Genomic DNA, 18,435 nt, shown 5'->3' on the forward strand with positions numbered 1-18,435 from the left:
TCCCTCATCGATTGACGAGTCGTTCAAGATGCCGTCGATAGTCCGATGATAAGGTGAAGACGAGACGATTGGTCCACTCTTTTTGCGTCACAACAGGAGCATTCTCGAGTCGATGCAAGATACGCCAAATGGAAACGAGGTTTGCAGCCAGTAGGTGATCAACAGTGAGAAGGCATGTACGTTCAGATTGATAAGCATCCAAAAACTTGATCAGCCATAGGTGACTTGAGTTTGGGTAATGAAAGGACGTAAACCAACACATCCAGCCAATATCGAGAAGCGGATTACTGAAGCATGCCCATTCCCAGTCAAGTAATGTCAGGTTATGGTCATCGATCAATCCATTATGAATCCCAAAATCACCGTGTGAAAAGACGTGTTCTGTTTTACCAAAAAAACGTTCAATCCATGAACGACTTTCATCTGCCCACTTGTTAGGAACGAATGAAACATTGCCCGTCCATGCAATCGAAACAAGTGGGAGGGGTGATTTACTCGAATACTTGATTGAATGGATTGAAGTCGCAAGTAGGTGACCTAATCGAACGTACAAGTTTTCAATTTCATAATGCGGCATCTGCGTAATCCGTTCTTGCATCGGCTGCCCTGTTCGATACTCCATGAAAAGTAGGCAAGCAGGATGTAAATCAACGACTCGCAATACGTTCGGGACAATTGGCGCATCGTGTAACAGCTGAAGTGCCTTCGTTTCGGTCATGACCGAGCGGTGCGCACCGATTTTTGCGACTTGCTGAAACGAATCCGTTTCAATCAAGTAGACATCATTCGTATACCCACCATCTAAACGTTTGGCAGTAATTGGTGAATTACTTGAAACATAGTGCGACCAGTTCCACTTATACATTAAACACCAACTCTCTTTTTTATCTACTTCATTATCTATCTTACAAGAGAAGGTTCTAGTGGTACAATATGTAAAAAAGGGGTCGTTCTAATGTCTCGCTTCAAACAAGAAAAGAAACAACCACTCGATCATCTCCGCGATGGTGTCGATCAAGGTCTCGGTAGTGCCGTACCACGTGGGCAAAACGACGGGATGCGTGGTCTGGAGATGCTCGCGGTGCTTGTCGTCCTCGGTGGAGGATATCTACTATATCAATGGTTTTTCTAAAGCAAGAAGCATCGCCCTTACGAGGACGATGCTTCTTTTTGTTCAATTTCACTGACGATATCATCCAGTGTGACGTGAGCGAGCACCTTCTCAAGAGCGGATTGTGCGAGCTCGAAGATGGGTGTGACCGTCGATTGGATGTTTCGTCCGACCGGGCAGTCTGGATTCGGTGCGGCATGGACGCCGAACAATTCCTTGTCCGGTACGACAGCGACGGCGTGATAGACGTCAAGTAGCGTGATAGTAGATAACGGACGGGCAAGTCGCGCACCGGCGACACCCGGACGGACCTCGATCAAATCAGCTTTCTTCAACATGCTCATGATTTTACGGATGACGACCGGATTCGTATTGACGCTGCCAGCAATCAAGTCGGATGTCATCTTCTCGTCGGTCGCGATCAACGAGAGAATATGGATGCCGACGGAAAAACGTGTACTGATGGCCAACGGATGACCCTCCTTCTTAAAAACATTGTTCTCTCATTATACGTCGTATTGTTCATTTGGCAAGAAACGGGGAATAGGAACAACACTGTTGACAAACAAAGTAATTGTAACTATATTAGTTACATGTAATCGAAATAGTTACATATCAAAAGGAGGAATCATCATGAACATTGGAATCATCGGCGCAACAGGAAAAGCAGGGCAATTGATTTTACAAGAAGCAATCACACGTGGTCATGACGTCACGGCAATCGTCCGTAACGCGGCAAAAGTGACGGCAAACGTCACGATTCTCGAGCGTGATGTACTCGCACTGACGAAAGATGACTTAAACGGGTTTGACGCCATCGTCAATGCGTTCAATGCAGCACCGGGTGAGGAGACGAAACATATCGAAGTCGGGCGTCATTTAATCAACGTGTTAGCAGGAAGCAAGACACGACTTTTCGTCGTCGGTGGTGCGGGAAGCCTATTCGTTGATGCCGAGCATACAGTACGTGTCATGGAAACACCGGATTTCCCGGAAGCGTATTATCCGACAGCCTCGAACATGGGAAAAAACTTGATCGAACTGCAAGGGCAACAAGACGTGACATGGACGTATCTCAGCCCCGCTGGATTCTTTGATCCGAGCGGTCAACGTACAGGAGCGTATACAGTCGGCGGTGAGCAGATGATTTTAAACGCAAAAGGGGAAAGCTACATCAGTTACGCGGATTACGCCATCGCGGTAGTCGATGAGCTAGAAAACGCGCAACATCTCAACGAACGATTCTCGGTCGTTGGCGAACAAGGGTGATGGTGTCAGACCGACTTACGTAGTCGGTCTTTTTTAATGGGCGGAGTGAGAGATACAGCGGAGGACGGATGGCATAGTAGCATGGTTTGTTTAATATGAGAATAGAAACGACTAAAGGAGCTCAAATCATGATGCGACGATGCTTTAGTATCATCAGTCTATTAGCTGTCTTGATCGTCTGTACGACATCAACACAACCGTCCCGGTTCGAACGTTCGGAACCGGTCGCGACGATCGAGGATCATTACGAGGGACAAATCAATTGGCCGAGTGAAAGCGATCCATTGCTGGAGCTTCATGCCAAACCGTGATCTACATATTGCCGATCAAAGCCCGTCTCCTTCAAGAAGACGGGCTTTTAGTGACGTTAAATGACAGTCATTGCGTTCAAGAAGACGAACAAGAACGTAATGCCGCTCGTCAAAATCAAAAAGGGGAGGACGATCAGTAATTCAAGATGCGGACGAACACCGTGGTAGAACAGAAAGAACAGTGTCAAACAGGCGGTCGTGATCGTCAACGCAAGTGAGGCGATCAATTCATGAAGGGGTTCAACGAACGGAATGAGGGACGCTCCAGTGATCGTGTCAAAAGCGAAACCGAAGGACAAAAAAATGAGTAAGTACAAAAGTGATTTTTGACGAAACATGCGGCATGTCTCCTTTACTGAACGATACATTCAGTATAATGCCCAGCTTGTCATTCTTATCTAACAAAAATGTAAGAATGTGGCTGATTTCAAACAACTGAATCGTTTTTGTATAGTAATGTCAAACGTGTCAACAAAAAATAGAGGAAGGCGGCGCTACTCGCAATCGCCTGAAAATAGAGCGGTTGAAACAGACCATTGAAGACGATTAATAAGATGCCACCAATAAGGAAGGCGATGCCTTGATTCAGAAAGAGATGTGATGTAAAGGAAAGTGGACGCGTTCGGAAGCCGAAGTAACGAATCGCGTCAGTCAGGATGCCGCCGACCGTGATGACAATCATAAACGACAGCAATGTCTCGAAAACACCTGAATAATACCCAGCGTCCGTCTCGGCCATAAGGCGTGGTGACGACGGGAGATGTTGATACAGCATCAAAAAAATCCAGTTAGTCATCAGTAGTCGAAATGACAGACGGATCATGGTGTTCCTCCTTCCCGGTTTTCATGACGATGAATAGACGGGTGACCATCACATATAAAAAGGCAGCGACTACGTTTCCGATGAAAAATAAAGCAGGAAGTGAAGTGAACAAAATGAACGCGCCAGCAAACACGAAGACCGTGCCTTGATGAACGAGGAGATGCGTCGTCCACGGAAGCGAACGCTTCGTGAAACGGACAGCTAACAGCATATCAGCAATCGCAATGCTGCTGAAGAACAGTAGCATGACAGCGTCCAACTGTTCATTGACCAACTGCTCCGTATAAGACAGAAACGGAATCATCATCGTCATCGATCCAAACAAATGGAGAAACAAAAAGAAGCTGAGGACGGTCCGACCAAGCCACCCGAACAGATAGGGGAGAAATGACGGATACTTCCGTGCCGACTCGGAGACAAGAAGATACACTAATGCTACTCCAGAACAGAACAAGACAAAATAGAACGAAAATGGATTGGGTTGCACAAGTAGATAGAGGACGATACTTGCGAACAACGCGACGACCTGATTGAGGATGATCCGTTGTGCGAATGAGATAGTCGAACGGAATAACAGGCGCGGCAGCCCTTCTGTCAAGAGTGCGCCGATTAGGATGACTGGACCGGCAAACAGTAGACCAATCAGGAAGAAGTCGGTGAAGGACGTGCCGTAGATTGCTGGATCCCCCATCTCAAGCCCAGCAATCAGTGCGTACAAGAAAGCGAACAATATCGCGGAAATGAAACTGTTCTTTACGATTGATGCCATAGAAATAAGTCCTTTCCGTTTGTTGCTCAAAATAGTTTGTACCAATACAGCGTCAGATCGATGTCTGGATTGGCGGATTGTTTTAGGCTATCGACACCGCCAAGGACGAAGCCTTCTCGCGCGTAAAACCGGCAAGCCATCAGATTATCGTCCTGTGCTTCAAGGGACAGACCGATCAACTCACGTTGCTGTGCCCACTTCGTCGCAGCGGCGAGCAGTTGGTGTCCGACGCCAAGTTTACGAAACGCTTGTTTAACGGCGATGTTCTCGATGTAGGCGAAACGGTTCCAGTCACGTACGAGACGAATCTGACCGATACAAGAAGTGCCGGAGAAGGCGAGTAGGACGATACGATCTTTATGATCAATATAAGTAGACCAATCGAGACGGTCGTCCGGGAAATGGGTCTCGGTAACTGTTTCATAAAGTTCTTCCGTGTAGGACCAGGTGGTACCGGAAAACTGCGGAACGATGCGTCCGATGATTGGAAACGGATCGTTGGCATCATTGACGAGTGGAATACTCTCGATCGAGAGAGGGCGAATTTTCAATTGTTCAGTCTCTTTCATCGTCATCCTCCTTCTATCTTTAAAGATATAGTTCACTCTCTTCATCATCGCCTAAATGCTGAGAACTGTCACGAGGAGAGGTACGAGAACAGGTCAATTTTTAGCTGAAAACGGGTTTTAATTTTTCTAAAAAAGGAATTGCATGAACAGGAACGAATACATAGTCAGAAGACGATGAAACAGTACAGAGAGACAGCAGTAGAGGACGTGACAACATGAACATGGATACGGTCAACCAGTATCTCGATGCCTATGGATATGGCGTTATTTTCATTTTTTTATTTTTTGGCATCGTCGGGATCCCGGCACCGGAAGAATCACTACTCGTCCTGATTGGTATCTTAAGTGGTCAGAACGAAGAACGTTTGATTTATTCAATCTTGACGGCATTCGCCGGAACGTACGTCGGCATGTTGACGGCATATGGCGCGGGGCGCTTCTTTGGACCGACCGTCTTACGATACGGTCGGTTCATCGGATTGACGAGGGAGCGCTGGGAGCGGGTGTCAAACGGCTACATGGGACGCATCAATCGGACGATCATCGCGGGTCTTTATATTCCGGGCGTACGGCAAATCAATCCGTATTTTGCGGGGATGAAGCAGATTCCGTTCAGTCGTTATTTCTGGGTGTCAGCACTTGGTTCCGCGCTATGGGTCGTTCCTTTCGTCTTACTCGGTCACTTTGCCGGAAAAACGTTCCATATCAAGCCGGAAGTCGTACCGTATTTCGGACTTGCCTTACTCGTGTTGTTCCTGCTCGGTGTACTCGTCAAATGGCTCAAGCGTAAACGGCTTGAAAAACGCGTCGTTTCAGGGAAAAACCAAGCGGGAAAAGAAGACTAAGCGATACTTCTTTTTAAAGGATTTTTGCGGATAGTTTGAAGGAGTGGACATACGATGCAAAAAATAGTGATCTTTCCTTTTTTAAGGATGCGATCCGGTCATCATCTCGTCGCGGAAGCCATCGCTGAACGATTGCAGGGACCAGATGTTGAAGTCAAGGAAGTAGAGTTACTCAGTACGATCAGCCCGTTCGCGGAATGGGTGACATCGAAGTTTTATCTGAACTGGATTCGACATTTCTCAAACGGTTATAGTCGTTTTTACCATCGGCATATTGCCGGGCGTTCAAGTAACGCGCGCTCAAGGGGATGGACGTCACATTATTTCCAACAGCAGATGTTACGAATCATCCGAACGGAACAACCGGATGTCATCATCTGTACGCATGCATTTCCGTCCTATCTCTTGAATCAATTGAAGGAACGAAACCTTTGTGATGTACCCGTCATCAATGCCTATACCGATCTATTCGTCAGTCGCGTCTGGGGAAAGAAGCATATCGAGTATCATCTGTTGCCGAATCGTGAGGCGAGGCGGGAATTGCACGCGCACCATGCTGTACCAAAAGAGCGGTTGTTCGTAACAGGAATCCCTGTCCATCCAGCAATTTCTGGTGGTTCCATCATTCGTTCGACGCAGTCCCGCAAACAAATTCTTGTTGCTGGCGGAAACGGTGGACTCGGTCAACTCGAGACGTTGCTGACGCAAATCGAACAGTGTGCGGAAGCAGATTTTCATGTCTTGTGCGGGAACAATCAGACGCTCTATAAACGACTAGCCACGCGACGTCATCCACATATCCATCCACTCGCCTATATCGATTCAAGGGATGAGATGAATCAACTGTATGAACGGATGGATGCGATCGTCACGAAGCCGGGTGGCGTGACGGTTAGCGAAGCGTTCGAAAAACGTATACCGCTGTTCATTCAACACGTCCTACCGGGGCAAGAAGAAATCAATCGCACGTATTTGATGGAGAAAGGGCTGGCGTTCTCCTTTAATCAAACGGATACACTCGCGGACGTCATCCGTCGGACGCTTGAGAATCCGGACGTCATGCACGCTTGGCAACAAGCGGTCACACAGTATCAAAATGATCGCGTCATGGCCGATCAGCGATTTTTCGCTGAACGGATTGCGGGTTGCCTGCAAGATCGTCGTCAAAAAGTAAATGGATAATAAGGGAGTTAGTTTACATGCGTTCACGTCTTGTCACAGCGGGAGTTCTCGCGACACTCGCCTATACGGTCGTTCCGTATATGGCGTCACGCGTCTTTGGATGGCGCGTGACGAAATCACTGGACTCACGATCCGTCGCCTTGACGTTCGATGATGGTCCAGATCCTGTCTATACGGCAGAACTTCTTGATCTCTTACAACAAGAAGGCATTCATGCGACGTTTTTCGTCGTGGGTCATAAAGCAGAAGAACATCCGGACCTCATTCGCCGGATGCACGAAGAAGGGCATCAAGTCGGTATCCACAATTATATCCATCGTCCGAACTGGTCGATGCGACCGTCGACCGTCCGGACAGGCATCGAGCGGACGGCTACAATCATTGAACGGATCACGGGCGAACGTCCGACGGTCTATCGTCCACCGTGGGGTGCGCTTAATGCTGGAGATGTCCTTTGTCCTCCTTCTTACAACATGATTCTCTGGTCGAAGATGGCAGAGGACTGGAAGCTAGAGGGCGGAAAGGCAAAAATCAAACGGCTGCTATCAAATGTGTCAGAAGGAGACATCATCTTGCTCCATGATAATGGGGATACGTTCGGTGCAGATCCACAAGCACCCGTGCAGACGATTGCGGCGCTGAAAGAACTCTTGCCGGAGTGGAAAGCACGCGGCTTACAGTTTCGGCGAATCGATCAAGCATAAAGAAAGAGGACTTACCGGTTTCATGGTAAGTCCTCTTTTGCATGGATTAAGCATTGCGTGACATGTCGTCCTCGTCTGCTTGACTATGATGGAGGATCAAGCGTCGTACGACGAACGAGCGTAAGAATAAGATGAAGGTGATGAGCGGAAGTAGTAACCACCACGATTGTGTTAAAAATAAGTCATCAAACGTCGTGATCATGACGAAATGACGCCCAATGTACAGCCACATGAACAAGGAACTGACGAATAGAATCGCTTCTGATGTCGTCATGAACTCAAAATCGGATTTCATTGCTTCACTCCTTATGGATGGATGATCTGTTTTTGCATCATCCAGCGCAATCTACTCAATAATCGAATGCGTATGATAAAGATTAAGAACGGACCGGTTCGCGGTCTTGTGTCGTCATGGCTGCCTCAGCATCGACCTCGTACAGAATGACACGGTTCCGCCCTTGTTCCTTGGCGGCATATAACGCTTCGTCGGCAAGGATATTCATCCGCTGGGCAGCAACGTGTTTCCCATGGGCGATGCCGACGGATGCTGTGATCGAGATGGCGGGAAAACCGTCGAGCTGAAAGCGCGTGTTCGCGATTCGCTCCCGGATTCGGTTAGCGACCTTCGCGACTTTCGAAGGCGTCAAATCATAGACGAGGACCATGAATTCCTCTCCACCGATGCGCGCCGTGATATCGTGCGGACGCGTTTCTTCCTGTAAGATCCGTGCGAATTGTTGTAAGACGAGATCACCGTTCGCATGCCCGTATGTATCGTTGACATGCTTGAAGTGGTCGATGTCGAGTGCGAGCACATTGTAGACACGTCCTTCTTCTTCGAGCAACGCCGTCCGTTCGTCCCAAACACGGCGATTGTACAGTCCTGTCAAGTGATCGAGTTCCGCTGATTGTTTATAGCGTTGCACCTGTTCGTTAAGCAACTGAAAATCAATCGTCAACAGGCTCGATAAGAGTCCGACCGCGAGTCCGATCGTCCATGTCGAAGCGAGCAAACGAAGAGCGGCATCACTAAAGCCGAGATTAATCGAGACAGCAATCGAGATCATGAACAAGGCCCAAACGTTCATGATGAGATTTTGCAAGAATGGTCGTTGGAGCAGCCGTTTGTGGATGAAGTACATCCCGGAGCTGATGCCAAGGACAGCGAGAAAGGCGACGACTGCTTGGGGTGTCCAACCGAAATAGAACCGGGAACAACCGATGATTAGCGTCGCGATGATCAGTGGCGAGCGGACGCCATAAAAGGCGAGCAGAACGAGCGGTAAATGTCGCAAATCCATTCGTAACGACTCGTTGACGGCGATTCCCTTAAACATCAATAGCACCCCGAGCAGCCCGGTCGCGAGACCGACGATGAGGGATTTCAAGCTACTTGACGCGAGACGTTGACTATAAATGATTTTGGCGATCAAATAAAAGCCGGTGAAGGCGATGCAAGCATTCAATAACAACTCGGCAATGAACATCGGTTCCACATCCTTGAGTATGATACCTTCACGATAGCAGTTTGATAAAGGATGTCAACGAGAGACTCTCAAAATTTTAGTAAATCAGGTAAAGACTTGCTTCGATATGATCATTTGGTAAAATAAGAGAGCTTTAGGGAAAGGGAGGGATGAGGTTGGAACCGAAACATCTAACGATTGAAGCGCGGAAGTTTGACGGACGTCCGCACTACTCGTGGGACGGAGACGTTCTTGTTCAGACGGAAGCGTATCTGCTCGTCGCGAATACGCCAGGACGGACACTTTTACATCATCGTCGCGAAGCGGTTTATACATATGACAATTATAGTCTGGAATTCTATCCGCTTGATGCTGATTTTACGGTCGGTCTCGATATATAGCGGACGGGAGAAGTGACGTACTACTGTAACATTTGCTTACCGCCGGTACTTCAAGGAAATACCTTATCGTTCATTGATCTCGATCTCGATCTCGTCCATCGAGAGGGAGTGTGGACGGTCGTCGACGAGGACGAATTTTTAGAGAACCAACAATTGTACGACTATCCGACTGATGTGATTAAACGAGCTCGTGCATCGTTACTGAAACTACAACAGCGAATCGCGCAGCAACAGTTTCCGTTTGACGGCTTTTTGGATCCATTCATCCCGACCGTTCTGCAGATGAAGAGAAGGGGGAATGACACATGAAGACGATTCGTTGCCACCGGGCATTCGGTGTCTATGGATTATTGATGAAGGATGATGCCTTACTCGTCATCGACAAGAATGGTGGACCGTATATCAATCGCTATGACTTACCAGGGGGGAGCCTTGAAGAAGGGGAGACGCTCGCTACGGCGATGCGCCGGGAATTTACGGAAGAGACAGGGCTCGAGGTGGCACTCGAACGGCAGATCGGCGTCGCGGACTTCAAGCTTCCGTGGGATTGGCGCGAGTTCGAAGAAGTCCATCACATCGCTGTCTTTTATCTCGTCCGACAGACGGGTGGAACGCTTAGTATCCCTGAACAATTTGTCGGACAAGACTCGCTCGGTGCGCGCTGGGTCAAGGCGGGTGACGTCTCGATTGATAACGCGTCACCGCTCGTACTTGAAGCGTTTCGCTGGATCGAGGAACAGCAACTCGATCTTGAGGCACGACACTTTTCGAGTTGGGACGTCTTGAAATGAATAGGAGCGCTCTTCGCTAACGGAGAGCGCTTTTTCTTATGAGCGATTCGCTAACGCAGCATCAAGCCGTCGTTTTTGATGGCGATGGTGGGCGAGATGATACGTGACGAGAGCATACCACTCGGTGGCATTCAACCAGCCCATCCCACCGTGTTGCGTCTTTTGGTCAGCGGGTGCCGACTCTGCGATGGAAGCAAGTGCAGTGTGACGATCGATCAGTTGCAGCCAACGCGTCCGCAATCGGTCGACATGAGCCGTCTCGTCCGGTGGTGCGTTCATCGCATCCGGTAACCGGATCGGTGTCGCCGGAAACGCACTGGCAGCAAACAGTCTTTCGCCAAACGGTGACTTTCCGGACGTGGTCACGGGTGCGAACTGGCACGACTCGACCTCATCCAAATACTCATGACTGACGACGATCAGATGATCGTACATCTGACTGATCGACCATGTGTCATGATCGAGATGATGAATCAAGGAATCCGGTTGATAGTGATCAAGCTCCTGTAGATAATAGGTGAATAGTTCGTTCATCCTGTCACTCCTCTCAAAAAACATCTCCCTATTCTTTTCGAACAATCCTCGACTTCTTCCTGTCATATTTCCTAGAAAGGAGGAATCACCATGCAAGTCCCATATCTTCCGGTTCCCCATACGCTCTTACGGAGCGGCACGACCTTCGCGTCCGTCCATGAAAAGATGATCTACCTGATTCTTGAGAGCTTCAGCGGTCAGGATGGTCAAGCGTTCCCGTCCTATCAGACGATCGCCGACGCTGTTCCGTGCAGTAAATCGACGGTCAAGTCGTGTATCCAGTCCTTGATTGCAAGCGGTCGGATCGAGAAAGTCGAACGGTTCACGAAACACGGGGGACAGACCTCGAATGCTTACCGTGTCCTGCCCCGTGCCGACATACCTTCCCCGGCGAGTCACGAGACGACTGCCCCCGAGGTATCTGCTGACTCCGAAGAAGAAGTCTTGAAGAAAACGACTTTAAAAAAGGAACTGGTGCAGCAGTACGAAACGAATCTAGGTAAAGCGACACCACGAATCGAGCAGGAATTGCTACAGCTGGCAACAGACCATCCGATTGAGCGCATCCAGTATGCGATCGAAGAAGCGGCGCGGGCGAACAGTCGTCATTTCGGTTACATCGAGCAAGTCGTCAAACGTCTTGCGAACGGAACTGCGGTAGTACGTCCGAAACAAGGAACCAAACGTTCAAGAAGAGACACTTCATTATTTCAATTACCGAATTGGCTGGAACGAGAAAAAGCAGCGCAACGAGCATATGAAGCAAACCATAAAGAGAAACAGACCATACCTGACGACGTCGAAATTGCAGAATTATTACAAGCACTGACAAGGGAGGGAGCTTGATGCAACTAGAAGAATTACTCCGACGTGCCAATCAAAAACTATCCGTTCCTGGCATGCATCCGTCTGTCATCCGGATCGCGCGTGACGTGATTCAAGAGCTGTATCCGCATGGGATCAAACTCGGTATAGCGCAAAGCTTTCGGAGCATCGCGGAACAGAACGTATTGTATGCAAAAGGACGGACGACACCAGGACCCATCGTGACGCAAGCCCGCGGTGGACAATCAAACCATAATTTCGGTGTCGCAATCGACGTCTTTCTCTATCAGGATGGGGCATTATTCCTTTCTCCGCCAGACGCGCGACTCCGGCGAATCGTTGCAGCGATGAAACGACGCGGAATGTAATGGGGAGGTGATTGGTCTCGTTTTCCCGACTACCCACATTTTGAACTGTACGATCATGTCAGTCTTGCCCGCCATCATGTGCCAAAACCGGGACACTATCTACGGGAACGAATCCAAGCACCGGAACTCGTCCGAGCAATCGAAAAACGCTTGGGTCTTGTGGTGACAGGAATCTTTGATGCCCGATTGACGCACGCCGTTCGAACGTTCCAACAGACATGTCGTCTAGTCGCTGACGGAATCGTTGGTCCGCAAACATGGCGTCGTCTTTTTCCGGTGTCGCCATGATTCGTCTTCAGGCGTGGATCCGCCTCTTGATTCCGCTCTATGTTTTTCTTGAGTTACTCTTACCGACGCTCGGTTTTACAGCATTGCCAGTGACGTCGAGTGACGTCGAGCGATTCGTGACGGGTCTAGTCGGACTGGTTGGTCTCCTCGTCGCGTGGTGGAAGAACAATGACGTGACAGAACGGGCACTGAGACGAAGGCAGTCACAGGAACAGCTGGAAAACACATCCCTGACCGATTAAAAAGCCTGGAAGCGTTTGGAATGTGTCGGCAACGGGCATTATTTCATACAAACGACTAACAGTTTGATTTCAAGACACCGATAGAAGGGATAGACTTTAGTCAATTAGAAAGAGAAAGAAAGGTCGGTCTTTTTGTGAAATGGTCAACGTTGCAGCGCTATTTGTTTTTGGCACTCTGTGCGCTTTTATTTACAAGCGTTTGGAGCTATCAAGCTTTCCTGAAAATCGAACGAGAGAATGCACGCATCTTAAACGAGGCGATTCCGATCTCGACGGAAGCAGCGGAGTTGTTTCCGGCGATACTAAATCTTGAACTGGTCGTTCGCAGTTACATCCTCTCACCGAACGAGGCGGATCTAGCGCAGTATGATCGGACGATTGATCGGCTAGATCAAACGGTCGAACGACTCAATCAACTCGATGAGAATCATCCGATCATGCGAAAGCTCGTCCGAACGGAAGCGATTCCCCGGATCGAGACAGCCATCCGATTTTATGATGCTCAACTGGCACTCGTTCGAAACGGGGATCAAGCAGCCGCTGAGGCAAAGCGTTATCAAGGGATGCAGTTCATCGAGACGTTTCGCCCGATTGATGCCCGTCTACGGACGGACGTCAACCGAATCATCGCCGAAGCAACGAATCGTTCCGAGCAAGCATCGAGTGCTGCGAAATGGGTCATCGTCGTTGTCGCAAGCATTGCCGTTCTTGTCTTGATTGCCTTCATCCAGACGTTTCGGATGGAACGCAGTAAACGAGCCTTGATTCATCGTTCGCTTCACGACGCCTTGACCGGTATTTCGAATCGGCGGGCGTTCGATGAACGATTGGAACATCTCCTCGAAGAAGCCAAACAACAGCAGACACCACTCTCCCTGATTTTGATCGATGTCGATGCCTTTAAATCGTATAATGATACGTATGGTCATTTAAAAGGGGATGAATGTTTAAAGGAAGTCGCCCGCGTCTTGAAGCGTCAAGCACGGCATGGACAAGTCGCTCGGTATGGAGGAGAGGAGTTCACGGTCTTGTTGTCGCGTGGAGCAGAAGAAACCCGGCACATTGCAGAACGAATTCGTCAGGACATTCTCGATTTGAATATCGTACATGAACGCTATGAACCACTTTGCCGGGTCAGTGTCAGTCTTGGCTTGACGTCGCTTGTACCCGGAGCAGAGACGACGGAAAAAGAGGTGATCGATCAAGCCGATCAAGCGTTGTATCGGGCGAAAGAGAATGGTCGGAACCAAATCGGTGACATGGCAGGCTGAAAATATGAATTCGACAAAAATCCCTCACGTGAGATGCGATGCTCACGTGAGGGATTTTTTCATTGTAAGATGACGCAATACGATCGATCGGAAATGAGAGGCGCCGATATGACATAGACCGCTTTGACGGGAACACCACCGACACGTGCATCGAGTTGTTTGAGCTGGGACCGAATCTTGCGGCTTAAGCCATATCGTGTTTCAGTACTGAGCTCATCGACATCTTCTTGGACGTGCAAGAGAAGTTGGAACGGTTCAAGCGAAAAGATTGAAAAATCACAGGAAATCCGCGGATCCTCGAACTTTTCATTCAATTCCTTCTTGATGTAATAGGCTTCTTGTGCACTGATCATCTTCTCTCACCTCACTCTCCTGGTTGAACGACTTTTTCTCTACTATAGTCTATATTACCCAGTTTTCTGGCAACTAATCGTCTGATTTTGAAAAATAGTCAATCCAAACTTTAAAAACACTTGAAACGTTTTTTTAAGATGTCATCCTACTCGACAGCAAAAGAAAAACCGCCGAGCTTCACTGAGCAGGGCGGCAGGATTCAAGAGATCGATGATTGAACTTGGCATGTCCGAAGATACTGCTCCATCGCTTGAACGAAGAAGGTCAATTGATGCGTCGAGATGACAGGCACCTTCCCGTATCGCACTTCGAAGTAGAGCGGATCAACAGGAGAAGGGAACGCAATTCGGTCGAACCATTCCGTTACCGTCTCGTGGGTCAGGCGTTGTAAGGACAGCGGCAATTGTGCATTAAAGTGAGCGAGTTGTTTTCGAATCGAGTCAGCAGGCAGGTCTTTTGTCTCATAGATGAAGATTGGAAATCGTGGCGGAAGCACGTACCCTGATGGATCGATACGAGGTCGACGCAACCACTGGAGATAATGCCAGAAAAACCAGCTACAAAACAGGAGAATGAGACATAGTATGAGAAGATAAGGAGGTGTCGTCACCGAAGAGTCGAACCCTGTCCGGAACCATGGAGCTGGTGGATCGACTTCGCTCATCGTGACCGTGCTCTCGCCATAAGACGTTCCTTCTTCGATCGTATCGAAGATCGATTCCTTTGGACCGCAACGGTCGACGCAATATGTATTCGTTGCTGGATCAATTCGTCCAAGAAGTGACGTATAGAGCGACGGGACGAATTGTTGCATGGTGAGTAGTAGTAGACAGACAAGTGGAATAAGAAGCAATAGGCGAGTGCGAAGCGTTTTCACGATAGGGACACCTCCTTTGACGAGTACGTTTAACAGACTTTCGCTACACAGTATAGCAAAAGTAGAGAGGGAATATTTTGATTTTTTCAAAAAATAGTCATTGATTTAGAAGGGAATGAAAGAGATGGATTTACGATCGAGTTACCAAAAGACGACGAAACGTTTAGATGGACATGGTAGTCGGACGGTCGGCGTGTTACAAGAAGCGCTCCAAACTGTCTCGGCTGATCAACCAAGTGATATTTATGGCAACGGCGAATTAATCAAGACGTTCGAGCGTAAGATGATAGACTTACTCGGGCGCGACGATGCGGTCTTTTTCCCGAGTGGTACGATGGCGCAACAGATTGCGTTACGTATCTGGTCGGATGAACAGAACATTCGTAAGGTCGCGTATCACCCGCTCTGTCACCTTGAGATTCATGAACAGGACGGTTTAAAGAAATTGCACGAGATCGAACCATTACTAGTCGGAGAAGCCGATCGATTGATGACGATAGACGACGTCAAAGCTTTACCGGACGTTAGTTGTCTGTTACTCGAACTACCACAACGCGAACTCGGCGGATTGCTTCCGTCGCGTGAAGAACTCGAAGTGATCTGTGCGTATGCCCGTGATCGAGGAATCCGTCTTCACTTGGACGGTGCCCGTTTACTTGAGGTCTTACCGTATTATGAGGCAGAAGCAAAGGACATCGCGCAACTGTTTGACAGTGTCTATATCTCTTTTTATAAGGGACTCGGCGGCGTCGCAGGAGCAATCTTAGCTGGACCAGAACCGTTTTGCCAAGAGGCACGAATCTGGAAACGTCGCTACGGCGGTGACTTGATCAGTCTATATCCGTATATTCTGTCTGCCGATTTTTATTATGAACAACGAAAAGACCGCATGGCAGAGTACCATGCAGCCGCAAAGGAGCTTGCGAGCAGTTTGAATGCGATTTCGGGCATCTCGACTCGTCCCCTAGAGCCAGTCTCGAACATGTTTCATCTCTACTTCGAGGCAGAAAAAGCAGTCGTCGAGGAAAAATTGATTGAAATCCAGTCGAACGGAAAAGTGGGTATCGCTGGTTATCTAGTTGAGAAAGATAGCGGCTGTGCGACGGAAATCAACATCGGCGATAGTTTTCTCGAGTTGACGCCTGACGAACGTGAAACGGTCTACCGTCAATTGACGGAGGCGTTCTCAGAGGATTGAACAACATCAGGAGCGGGAATCGTAGGATGGAGGTGACGATAGGTGTCGACTTTTTCTGCAATCATTCGCTCCGTTTCTTGTAATGCTGCCAGTTGCGCTAAGACGTTCGCATGGTGTGCTTCAAGCAACGCGAGCCGTTCTTGCGTCGTATCCTGCTCGCCGTGAGCAAGGAACAGCGTCACGTAAGAACGGATTTGCTCGATCGGCATATGCGTTTCGCGCAAGCGAAGGACGAACCGAAGCCACGTCACGTCTTGGTCGTCGTATCGACGTTGACCGTTCTGGCGCTTCGGAAACAGTAGCCCTTCTTTTTCGTAATAGCGGATCGTATGGGCACTCGTATCGGTCAATCGACTGATTTCAGAAATCGTATACATACATCTCACCTTTCTGCTTGACTTAGAGTTCACTCTAAGGATTAGACTCTCACTATACCAAATCAAAAAGGGGATATGCTACATGAAGTACACGGTCATTACAGGAGCAAGTTCAGGAATTGGATATGAGACGGCAAAACTACTCGCAGGAAAAGGGAAATCACTCGTTCTCGTCGCGCGGCGGACGTCTGAGCTCGAAAAACTTCGGGATGAAGTCAAACAAATCTCACCAGATAGTGATGTCATCCTCAAGTCGGTCGATCTCGCCGATAACCAAAATGTCCATGATTTATATGAGGGACTAAAGGAACTCGACATCGAGACGTGGATCAATAATGCTGGATTCGGCGATTTTGATCTCGTCCAGGACATTGAGCTCGGGAAAATCGAGAAAATGCTTCGCTTGAACATCGAGGCGCTGACGATTCTATCGAGTCTGTTCGTCCGCGATCATCATGACGTTGAAGGAACGACGCTCGTCAATATCTCGTCAGCAGGTGGCTACCGGATCGTTCCGAACGCGGTCACGTATTGCGCGACGAAGTTCTATGTCAGTGCCTATACGGAAGGGCTAGCGCAAGAACTGCAAAAAGGTGGGGCAAAACTCCGGGCGAAAGTACTGGCACCGGCAGCGACTGAGACAGAGTTTGCGGATCGTTCGCGCGGCGAAGCAGGTTTCGACTACAGCAAGAACGTCAAAAAGTACCATACGGCGGCTGAAATGGCAGGCTTCCTGCATCAGTTGATTGAAAGCGACGCGATAGTCGGCATCGTCGACGGTGAGACGTATGAGTTCGAATTGCGTGGTCCATTGTTCAACTACGCAGGATAAAATGGAACAAGGTCCCTTTTTCGAATGAGAAAGGGACCTTGCTTATGTAAGCATGATTGATACGAATTTCAGCAATGAATCAAAAAGGGACATCCATCATTTATTTTTTAAAGAGTTTTTTTGCTAATTTCCAAACGACATAGACGACTGCACCAATAATCAAAAGATTCATCAAGGCGCCGAAAATCATGAATTGTCCCACGAGTTAACCACCTTTACATACTTTTTAGAGCTATAAGCATTCTATTTACGTTTTCGCTTTGAAAACCTCAAGCTTATAAAAAATAATGCCATCAGCATGATAGCGATGTTCACGGCTAACGTTAATCGCTCATTTTCGATCACTCGACCATTCAAGAGATTCAAGATGATAACAATCAACATAAATGACAATAAAAAGTATTTTATGGATTTTTTTATCATGAACGACTTCCTTTTTTTGTGTTCTTGTATTAGTTTAAACATATCGCGGATTTTAAAACAAGGGGATTCAAGTTGGACGAAACATGTCAGAACATTGGATGTAACGTCAGATGACCATTGTAAAAGAGGTGATCGAATGAAAAACATGATGTTCTTAGGACTCGTCGTTCTCTTACTCGTGATGCTCTTTTCACTTCATTACGGGCTACACCTCATCAGTGATACGACGCTGAAAATATCTTTGTTGGCTTCACTGATCGTAGTATTGATTGCGCGGAAAAAATGGAAGATTACGTTTTCTACTCCGGAATGATCTAGAGAACGTATGAAGAATTGGGAGAGAGAGAATGAGCGTCAGTGAATTTTTTGACTGGAAAATCAACTTAGATGATGAACTGTATGCTGTCATTGATGAGAAGGCGAGAAAAATGGTAGTGATGGGGGACTTCATCGAACTGACTGCGGTCTTGTGGTTGGATCGAAATGATGTCCTTCAGTTAAAGCCGACATGGGATTGTGTCATATCCATCGATGATGCTACAAAACAAATTACGATTCGCTCGACAGAATCACTGAACATGAAAGAAGAATGTTAAGAGGTACAT

General features: G+C 48.1%; 30 protein-coding genes. 18 read left to right on the plus strand and 12 right to left on the minus strand.

Annotated features, from left to right (window positions below):
- Positions 1-4: 4 nt before the first annotated feature.
- Positions 5-865: a phosphotransferase family protein gene (locus KNQ11_RS04200; protein ID WP_214769872.1), complete on the minus strand. Its 861-nt coding sequence runs from the start codon at positions 863-865 to the stop codon at positions 5-7.
- A gap of 90 nt (positions 866-955) precedes the next feature.
- On the opposite strand from KNQ11_RS04200, the gene KNQ11_RS04205 reads away from it, so the two are divergent.
- Positions 956-1,132: a hypothetical protein gene (locus KNQ11_RS04205; RefSeq protein WP_156501836.1), complete on the plus strand. Its 177-nt coding sequence runs from the start codon at positions 956-958 to the stop codon at positions 1,130-1,132.
- A 17-nt stretch (positions 1,133-1,149) separates the two neighbouring features.
- Here KNQ11_RS04205 and KNQ11_RS04210 read toward each other — a convergent pair whose 3' ends face one another.
- A complete protein-coding gene (locus tag KNQ11_RS04210) occupies positions 1,150-1,581 on the minus strand; it encodes an Rrf2 family transcriptional regulator (RefSeq protein WP_214769875.1) in 432 nt (143 codons plus the stop codon).
- 163 nt (positions 1,582-1,744) lie between these two features.
- Here KNQ11_RS04210 and KNQ11_RS04215 point away from each other — a divergent pair, with 163 nt between their 5' ends.
- Together KNQ11_RS04215 and KNQ11_RS04220 are read left to right on the plus strand one after the other, a co-directional pair.
- A complete protein-coding gene (locus tag KNQ11_RS04215) occupies positions 1,745-2,380 on the plus strand; it encodes an NAD(P)-dependent oxidoreductase (RefSeq protein ID WP_214769878.1) in 636 nt (211 codons plus the stop codon).
- A gap of 128 nt (positions 2,381-2,508) precedes the next feature.
- On the plus strand, positions 2,509-2,691 hold the full coding sequence (locus KNQ11_RS04220) for a hypothetical protein (protein ID WP_029341587.1): 183 nt from the start codon (positions 2,509-2,511) through the stop codon (positions 2,689-2,691).
- 56 nt (positions 2,692-2,747) lie between these two features.
- On the opposite strand, the gene KNQ11_RS04225 is transcribed toward KNQ11_RS04220, so the two are convergent.
- From KNQ11_RS04225 to KNQ11_RS04240, 4 genes are all read right to left on the minus strand, one after another.
- On the minus strand, positions 2,748-3,029 hold the full coding sequence (locus tag KNQ11_RS04225) for a hypothetical protein (protein ID WP_149427284.1): 282 nt from the start codon (positions 3,027-3,029) through the stop codon (positions 2,748-2,750).
- A gap of 89 nt (positions 3,030-3,118) precedes the next feature.
- The gene (locus KNQ11_RS04230; protein WP_167507560.1) at positions 3,119-3,487 is read right to left on the minus strand and encodes a hypothetical protein; all 369 of its coding nucleotides are present in this window, start codon (positions 3,485-3,487) and stop codon (positions 3,119-3,121) included.
- Entirely contained in the window at positions 3,480-4,283 is an 804-nt protein-coding gene (locus tag KNQ11_RS04235) for a hypothetical protein (RefSeq protein WP_214769881.1), read from the minus strand. The genes KNQ11_RS04230 and KNQ11_RS04235 overlap by 8 nt, the downstream gene beginning before the upstream one ends.
- Before the next feature lie 26 nt (positions 4,284-4,309).
- Positions 4,310-4,852, minus strand: a complete 543-nt coding sequence (locus KNQ11_RS04240; RefSeq protein WP_214769884.1) for a GNAT family N-acetyltransferase — start codon at positions 4,850-4,852, stop codon at positions 4,310-4,312.
- A 215-nt stretch (positions 4,853-5,067) separates the two neighbouring features.
- On the opposite strand from KNQ11_RS04240, the gene KNQ11_RS04245 reads away from it, so the two are divergent.
- Genes KNQ11_RS04245 through KNQ11_RS04255 form a run of 3 tightly spaced genes read left to right on the plus strand, consistent with a single transcriptional unit; the run spans position 5,068 to position 7,583 of the window.
- Positions 5,068-5,697, plus strand: coding sequence for a DedA family protein (locus KNQ11_RS04245; RefSeq protein ID WP_055967846.1), 630 nt, complete (start codon positions 5,068-5,070; stop codon positions 5,695-5,697).
- Positions 5,698-5,751: 54 nt separating this feature from the next.
- Positions 5,752-6,879 carry an MGDG synthase family glycosyltransferase gene (locus KNQ11_RS04250; protein WP_064300891.1) on the plus strand — a complete coding sequence of 376 codons (1,128 nt, stop codon included), beginning with the start codon at positions 5,752-5,754 and terminating at the stop codon, positions 6,877-6,879.
- Positions 6,880-6,896: 17 nt separating this feature from the next.
- Positions 6,897-7,583: a polysaccharide deacetylase family protein gene (locus KNQ11_RS04255; protein WP_064300892.1), complete on the plus strand. Its 687-nt coding sequence runs from the start codon at positions 6,897-6,899 to the stop codon at positions 7,581-7,583.
- Positions 7,584-7,629: 46 nt separating this feature from the next.
- Here KNQ11_RS04255 and KNQ11_RS04260 read toward each other — a convergent pair whose 3' ends face one another.
- Together KNQ11_RS04260 and KNQ11_RS04265 are read right to left on the minus strand one after the other, a co-directional pair.
- Positions 7,630-7,857: a hypothetical protein gene (locus tag KNQ11_RS04260; protein ID WP_251139628.1), complete on the minus strand. Its 228-nt coding sequence runs from the start codon at positions 7,855-7,857 to the stop codon at positions 7,630-7,632.
- A 103-nt stretch (positions 7,858-7,960) separates the two neighbouring features.
- Positions 7,961-9,070, minus strand: a complete 1,110-nt coding sequence (locus KNQ11_RS04265; protein ID WP_214771877.1) for a GGDEF domain-containing protein — start codon at positions 9,068-9,070, stop codon at positions 7,961-7,963.
- A gap of 155 nt (positions 9,071-9,225) precedes the next feature.
- Between KNQ11_RS04265 and KNQ11_RS04270 the strand changes: the two genes are divergently transcribed.
- The 3 genes from KNQ11_RS04270 to KNQ11_RS04280 are packed head-to-tail and all read left to right on the plus strand — an operon-like array spanning position 9,226 to position 10,241.
- Positions 9,226-9,450 (plus strand): hypothetical protein, encoded by a 225-nt coding sequence (locus KNQ11_RS04270; protein ID WP_214769887.1) that lies wholly within the window; start codon positions 9,226-9,228, stop codon positions 9,448-9,450.
- 12 nt (positions 9,451-9,462) lie between these two features.
- Positions 9,463-9,759, plus strand: a complete 297-nt coding sequence (locus KNQ11_RS04275; protein ID WP_214769889.1) for a DUF402 domain-containing protein — start codon at positions 9,463-9,465, stop codon at positions 9,757-9,759.
- On the plus strand, positions 9,756-10,241 hold the full coding sequence (locus tag KNQ11_RS04280) for an NUDIX hydrolase (RefSeq protein ID WP_214769892.1): 486 nt from the start codon (positions 9,756-9,758) through the stop codon (positions 10,239-10,241). The genes KNQ11_RS04275 and KNQ11_RS04280 overlap by 4 nt, the downstream gene beginning before the upstream one ends.
- A 36-nt stretch (positions 10,242-10,277) precedes the next feature.
- On the opposite strand, the gene KNQ11_RS04285 is transcribed toward KNQ11_RS04280, so the two are convergent.
- The gene (locus tag KNQ11_RS04285; RefSeq protein ID WP_214769895.1) at positions 10,278-10,775 is read right to left on the minus strand and encodes a DinB family protein; all 498 of its coding nucleotides are present in this window, start codon (positions 10,773-10,775) and stop codon (positions 10,278-10,280) included.
- Positions 10,776-10,865: 90 nt separating this feature from the next.
- Here KNQ11_RS04285 and KNQ11_RS04290 point away from each other — a divergent pair, with 90 nt between their 5' ends.
- From KNQ11_RS04290 to KNQ11_RS04305, 5 genes are all read left to right on the plus strand, one after another.
- Positions 10,866-11,621: a helix-turn-helix domain-containing protein gene (locus KNQ11_RS04290; protein ID WP_214769898.1), complete on the plus strand. Its 756-nt coding sequence runs from the start codon at positions 10,866-10,868 to the stop codon at positions 11,619-11,621.
- A complete protein-coding gene (locus KNQ11_RS16730; protein ID WP_251139629.1) occupies positions 11,621-11,968 on the plus strand; it encodes a M15 family metallopeptidase in 348 nt (115 codons plus the stop codon). Before KNQ11_RS04290 ends, KNQ11_RS16730 begins: the two co-directional genes overlap by 1 nt.
- A gap of 78 nt (positions 11,969-12,046) precedes the next feature.
- Complete coding sequence (locus KNQ11_RS16965; protein WP_353049807.1) at positions 12,047-12,256, plus strand: peptidoglycan-binding domain-containing protein; 210 nt, start codon at positions 12,047-12,049, stop codon at positions 12,254-12,256.
- Positions 12,226-12,498 (plus strand): phage holin, encoded by a 273-nt coding sequence (locus KNQ11_RS04300; RefSeq protein ID WP_214769901.1) that lies wholly within the window; start codon positions 12,226-12,228, stop codon positions 12,496-12,498. Before KNQ11_RS16965 ends, KNQ11_RS04300 begins: the two co-directional genes overlap by 31 nt.
- Before the next feature lie 149 nt (positions 12,499-12,647).
- Complete coding sequence (locus KNQ11_RS04305; RefSeq protein ID WP_251139630.1) at positions 12,648-13,769, plus strand: GGDEF domain-containing protein; 1,122 nt, start codon at positions 12,648-12,650, stop codon at positions 13,767-13,769.
- Between the two features lie 59 nt (positions 13,770-13,828).
- Here KNQ11_RS04305 and KNQ11_RS04310 read toward each other — a convergent pair whose 3' ends face one another.
- Positions 13,829-14,122: a hypothetical protein gene (locus tag KNQ11_RS04310; RefSeq protein WP_029341604.1), complete on the minus strand. Its 294-nt coding sequence runs from the start codon at positions 14,120-14,122 to the stop codon at positions 13,829-13,831.
- Positions 14,123-14,322: 200 nt separating this feature from the next.
- Positions 14,323-15,000, minus strand: coding sequence for a hypothetical protein (locus tag KNQ11_RS04315; protein WP_214769920.1), 678 nt, complete (start codon positions 14,998-15,000; stop codon positions 14,323-14,325).
- Between the two features lie 124 nt (positions 15,001-15,124).
- Here KNQ11_RS04315 and KNQ11_RS04320 point away from each other — a divergent pair, with 124 nt between their 5' ends.
- Complete coding sequence (locus tag KNQ11_RS04320; protein WP_214769936.1) at positions 15,125-16,198, plus strand: threonine aldolase family protein; 1,074 nt, start codon at positions 15,125-15,127, stop codon at positions 16,196-16,198.
- Here the strand turns inward: KNQ11_RS04320 and KNQ11_RS04325 are convergent.
- A complete protein-coding gene (locus KNQ11_RS04325) occupies positions 16,168-16,575 on the minus strand; it encodes a MerR family transcriptional regulator (protein WP_214769940.1) in 408 nt (135 codons plus the stop codon). The genes KNQ11_RS04320 and KNQ11_RS04325 overlap by 31 nt on opposite strands.
- Positions 16,576-16,657: 82 nt before the next feature.
- On the opposite strand from KNQ11_RS04325, the gene KNQ11_RS04330 reads away from it, so the two are divergent.
- From KNQ11_RS04330 to KNQ11_RS04340, 3 genes are all read left to right on the plus strand, one after another.
- On the plus strand, positions 16,658-17,407 hold the full coding sequence (locus KNQ11_RS04330) for an SDR family NAD(P)-dependent oxidoreductase (RefSeq protein WP_064300902.1): 750 nt from the start codon (positions 16,658-16,660) through the stop codon (positions 17,405-17,407).
- Positions 17,408-17,966: 559 nt separating this feature from the next.
- Complete coding sequence (locus KNQ11_RS04335; protein ID WP_156323164.1) at positions 17,967-18,143, plus strand: hypothetical protein; 177 nt, start codon at positions 17,967-17,969, stop codon at positions 18,141-18,143.
- 34 nt (positions 18,144-18,177) lie between these two features.
- Complete coding sequence (locus KNQ11_RS04340; protein ID WP_214769943.1) at positions 18,178-18,426, plus strand: hypothetical protein; 249 nt, start codon at positions 18,178-18,180, stop codon at positions 18,424-18,426.
- Positions 18,427-18,435: the final 9 nt, after the last annotated feature.

It is taken from the genome of Exiguobacterium sp. s39, assembly GCF_018618925.1.
Classification (GTDB): domain Bacteria; phylum Bacillota; class Bacilli; order Exiguobacteriales; family Exiguobacteriaceae; genus Exiguobacterium_A; species Exiguobacterium_A abrahamii.

Excerpts from the sequence above, each read along its gene's own strand:
- KNQ11_RS04285 (WP_214769895.1), bottom strand. The coding sequence starts at position 10,775 with ATGAACGAACTATTCACCTATTATCTACAGGAGCTTGATCACTATCAA.
- KNQ11_RS04310 (WP_029341604.1), bottom strand. The coding sequence starts at position 14,122 with ATGATCAGTGCACAAGAAGCCTATTACATCAAGAAGGAATTGAATGAA.
- KNQ11_RS04290 (WP_214769898.1), top strand. The coding sequence starts at position 10,866 with ATGCAAGTCCCATATCTTCCGGTTCCCCATACGCTCTTACGGAGCGGC.
- KNQ11_RS04250 (WP_064300891.1), top strand. The coding sequence starts at position 5,752 with ATGCAAAAAATAGTGATCTTTCCTTTTTTAAGGATGCGATCCGGTCAT.
- KNQ11_RS04220 (WP_029341587.1), top strand. The coding sequence starts at position 2,509 with ATGATGCGACGATGCTTTAGTATCATCAGTCTATTAGCTGTCTTGATC.
- KNQ11_RS16730 (WP_251139629.1), top strand. The coding sequence starts at position 11,621 with ATGCAACTAGAAGAATTACTCCGACGTGCCAATCAAAAACTATCCGTT.
- KNQ11_RS04260 (WP_251139628.1), bottom strand. The coding sequence starts at position 7,857 with ATGACGACATCAGAAGCGATTCTATTCGTCAGTTCCTTGTTCATGTGG.
- KNQ11_RS04215 (WP_214769878.1), top strand. The coding sequence starts at position 1,745 with ATGAACATTGGAATCATCGGCGCAACAGGAAAAGCAGGGCAATTGATT.
- KNQ11_RS04300 (WP_214769901.1), top strand. The coding sequence starts at position 12,226 with ATGGCGTCGTCTTTTTCCGGTGTCGCCATGATTCGTCTTCAGGCGTGG.
- KNQ11_RS04245 (WP_055967846.1), top strand. The coding sequence starts at position 5,068 with ATGAACATGGATACGGTCAACCAGTATCTCGATGCCTATGGATATGGC.
- KNQ11_RS04235 (WP_214769881.1), bottom strand. The coding sequence starts at position 4,283 with ATGGCATCAATCGTAAAGAACAGTTTCATTTCCGCGATATTGTTCGCT.
- KNQ11_RS04255 (WP_064300892.1), top strand. The coding sequence starts at position 6,897 with ATGCGTTCACGTCTTGTCACAGCGGGAGTTCTCGCGACACTCGCCTAT.
- KNQ11_RS04230 (WP_167507560.1), bottom strand. The coding sequence starts at position 3,487 with ATGACTAACTGGATTTTTTTGATGCTGTATCAACATCTCCCGTCGTCA.
- KNQ11_RS04340 (WP_214769943.1), top strand. The coding sequence starts at position 18,178 with ATGAGCGTCAGTGAATTTTTTGACTGGAAAATCAACTTAGATGATGAA.
- KNQ11_RS04320 (WP_214769936.1), top strand. The coding sequence starts at position 15,125 with ATGGATTTACGATCGAGTTACCAAAAGACGACGAAACGTTTAGATGGA.
- KNQ11_RS04225 (WP_149427284.1), bottom strand. The coding sequence starts at position 3,029 with ATGTTTCGTCAAAAATCACTTTTGTACTTACTCATTTTTTTGTCCTTC.
- KNQ11_RS04200 (WP_214769872.1), bottom strand. The coding sequence starts at position 865 with ATGTATAAGTGGAACTGGTCGCACTATGTTTCAAGTAATTCACCAATT.
- KNQ11_RS04265 (WP_214771877.1), bottom strand. The coding sequence starts at position 9,070 with ATGTTCATTGCCGAGTTGTTATTGAATGCTTGCATCGCCTTCACCGGC.
- KNQ11_RS04240 (WP_214769884.1), bottom strand. The coding sequence starts at position 4,852 with ATGAAAGAGACTGAACAATTGAAAATTCGCCCTCTCTCGATCGAGAGT.
- KNQ11_RS04330 (WP_064300902.1), top strand. The coding sequence starts at position 16,658 with ATGAAGTACACGGTCATTACAGGAGCAAGTTCAGGAATTGGATATGAG.
- KNQ11_RS04280 (WP_214769892.1), top strand. The coding sequence starts at position 9,756 with ATGAAGACGATTCGTTGCCACCGGGCATTCGGTGTCTATGGATTATTG.
- KNQ11_RS04325 (WP_214769940.1), bottom strand. The coding sequence starts at position 16,575 with ATGTATACGATTTCTGAAATCAGTCGATTGACCGATACGAGTGCCCAT.
- KNQ11_RS04205 (WP_156501836.1), top strand. The coding sequence starts at position 956 with ATGTCTCGCTTCAAACAAGAAAAGAAACAACCACTCGATCATCTCCGC.
- KNQ11_RS04335 (WP_156323164.1), top strand. The coding sequence starts at position 17,967 with ATGAAAAACATGATGTTCTTAGGACTCGTCGTTCTCTTACTCGTGATG.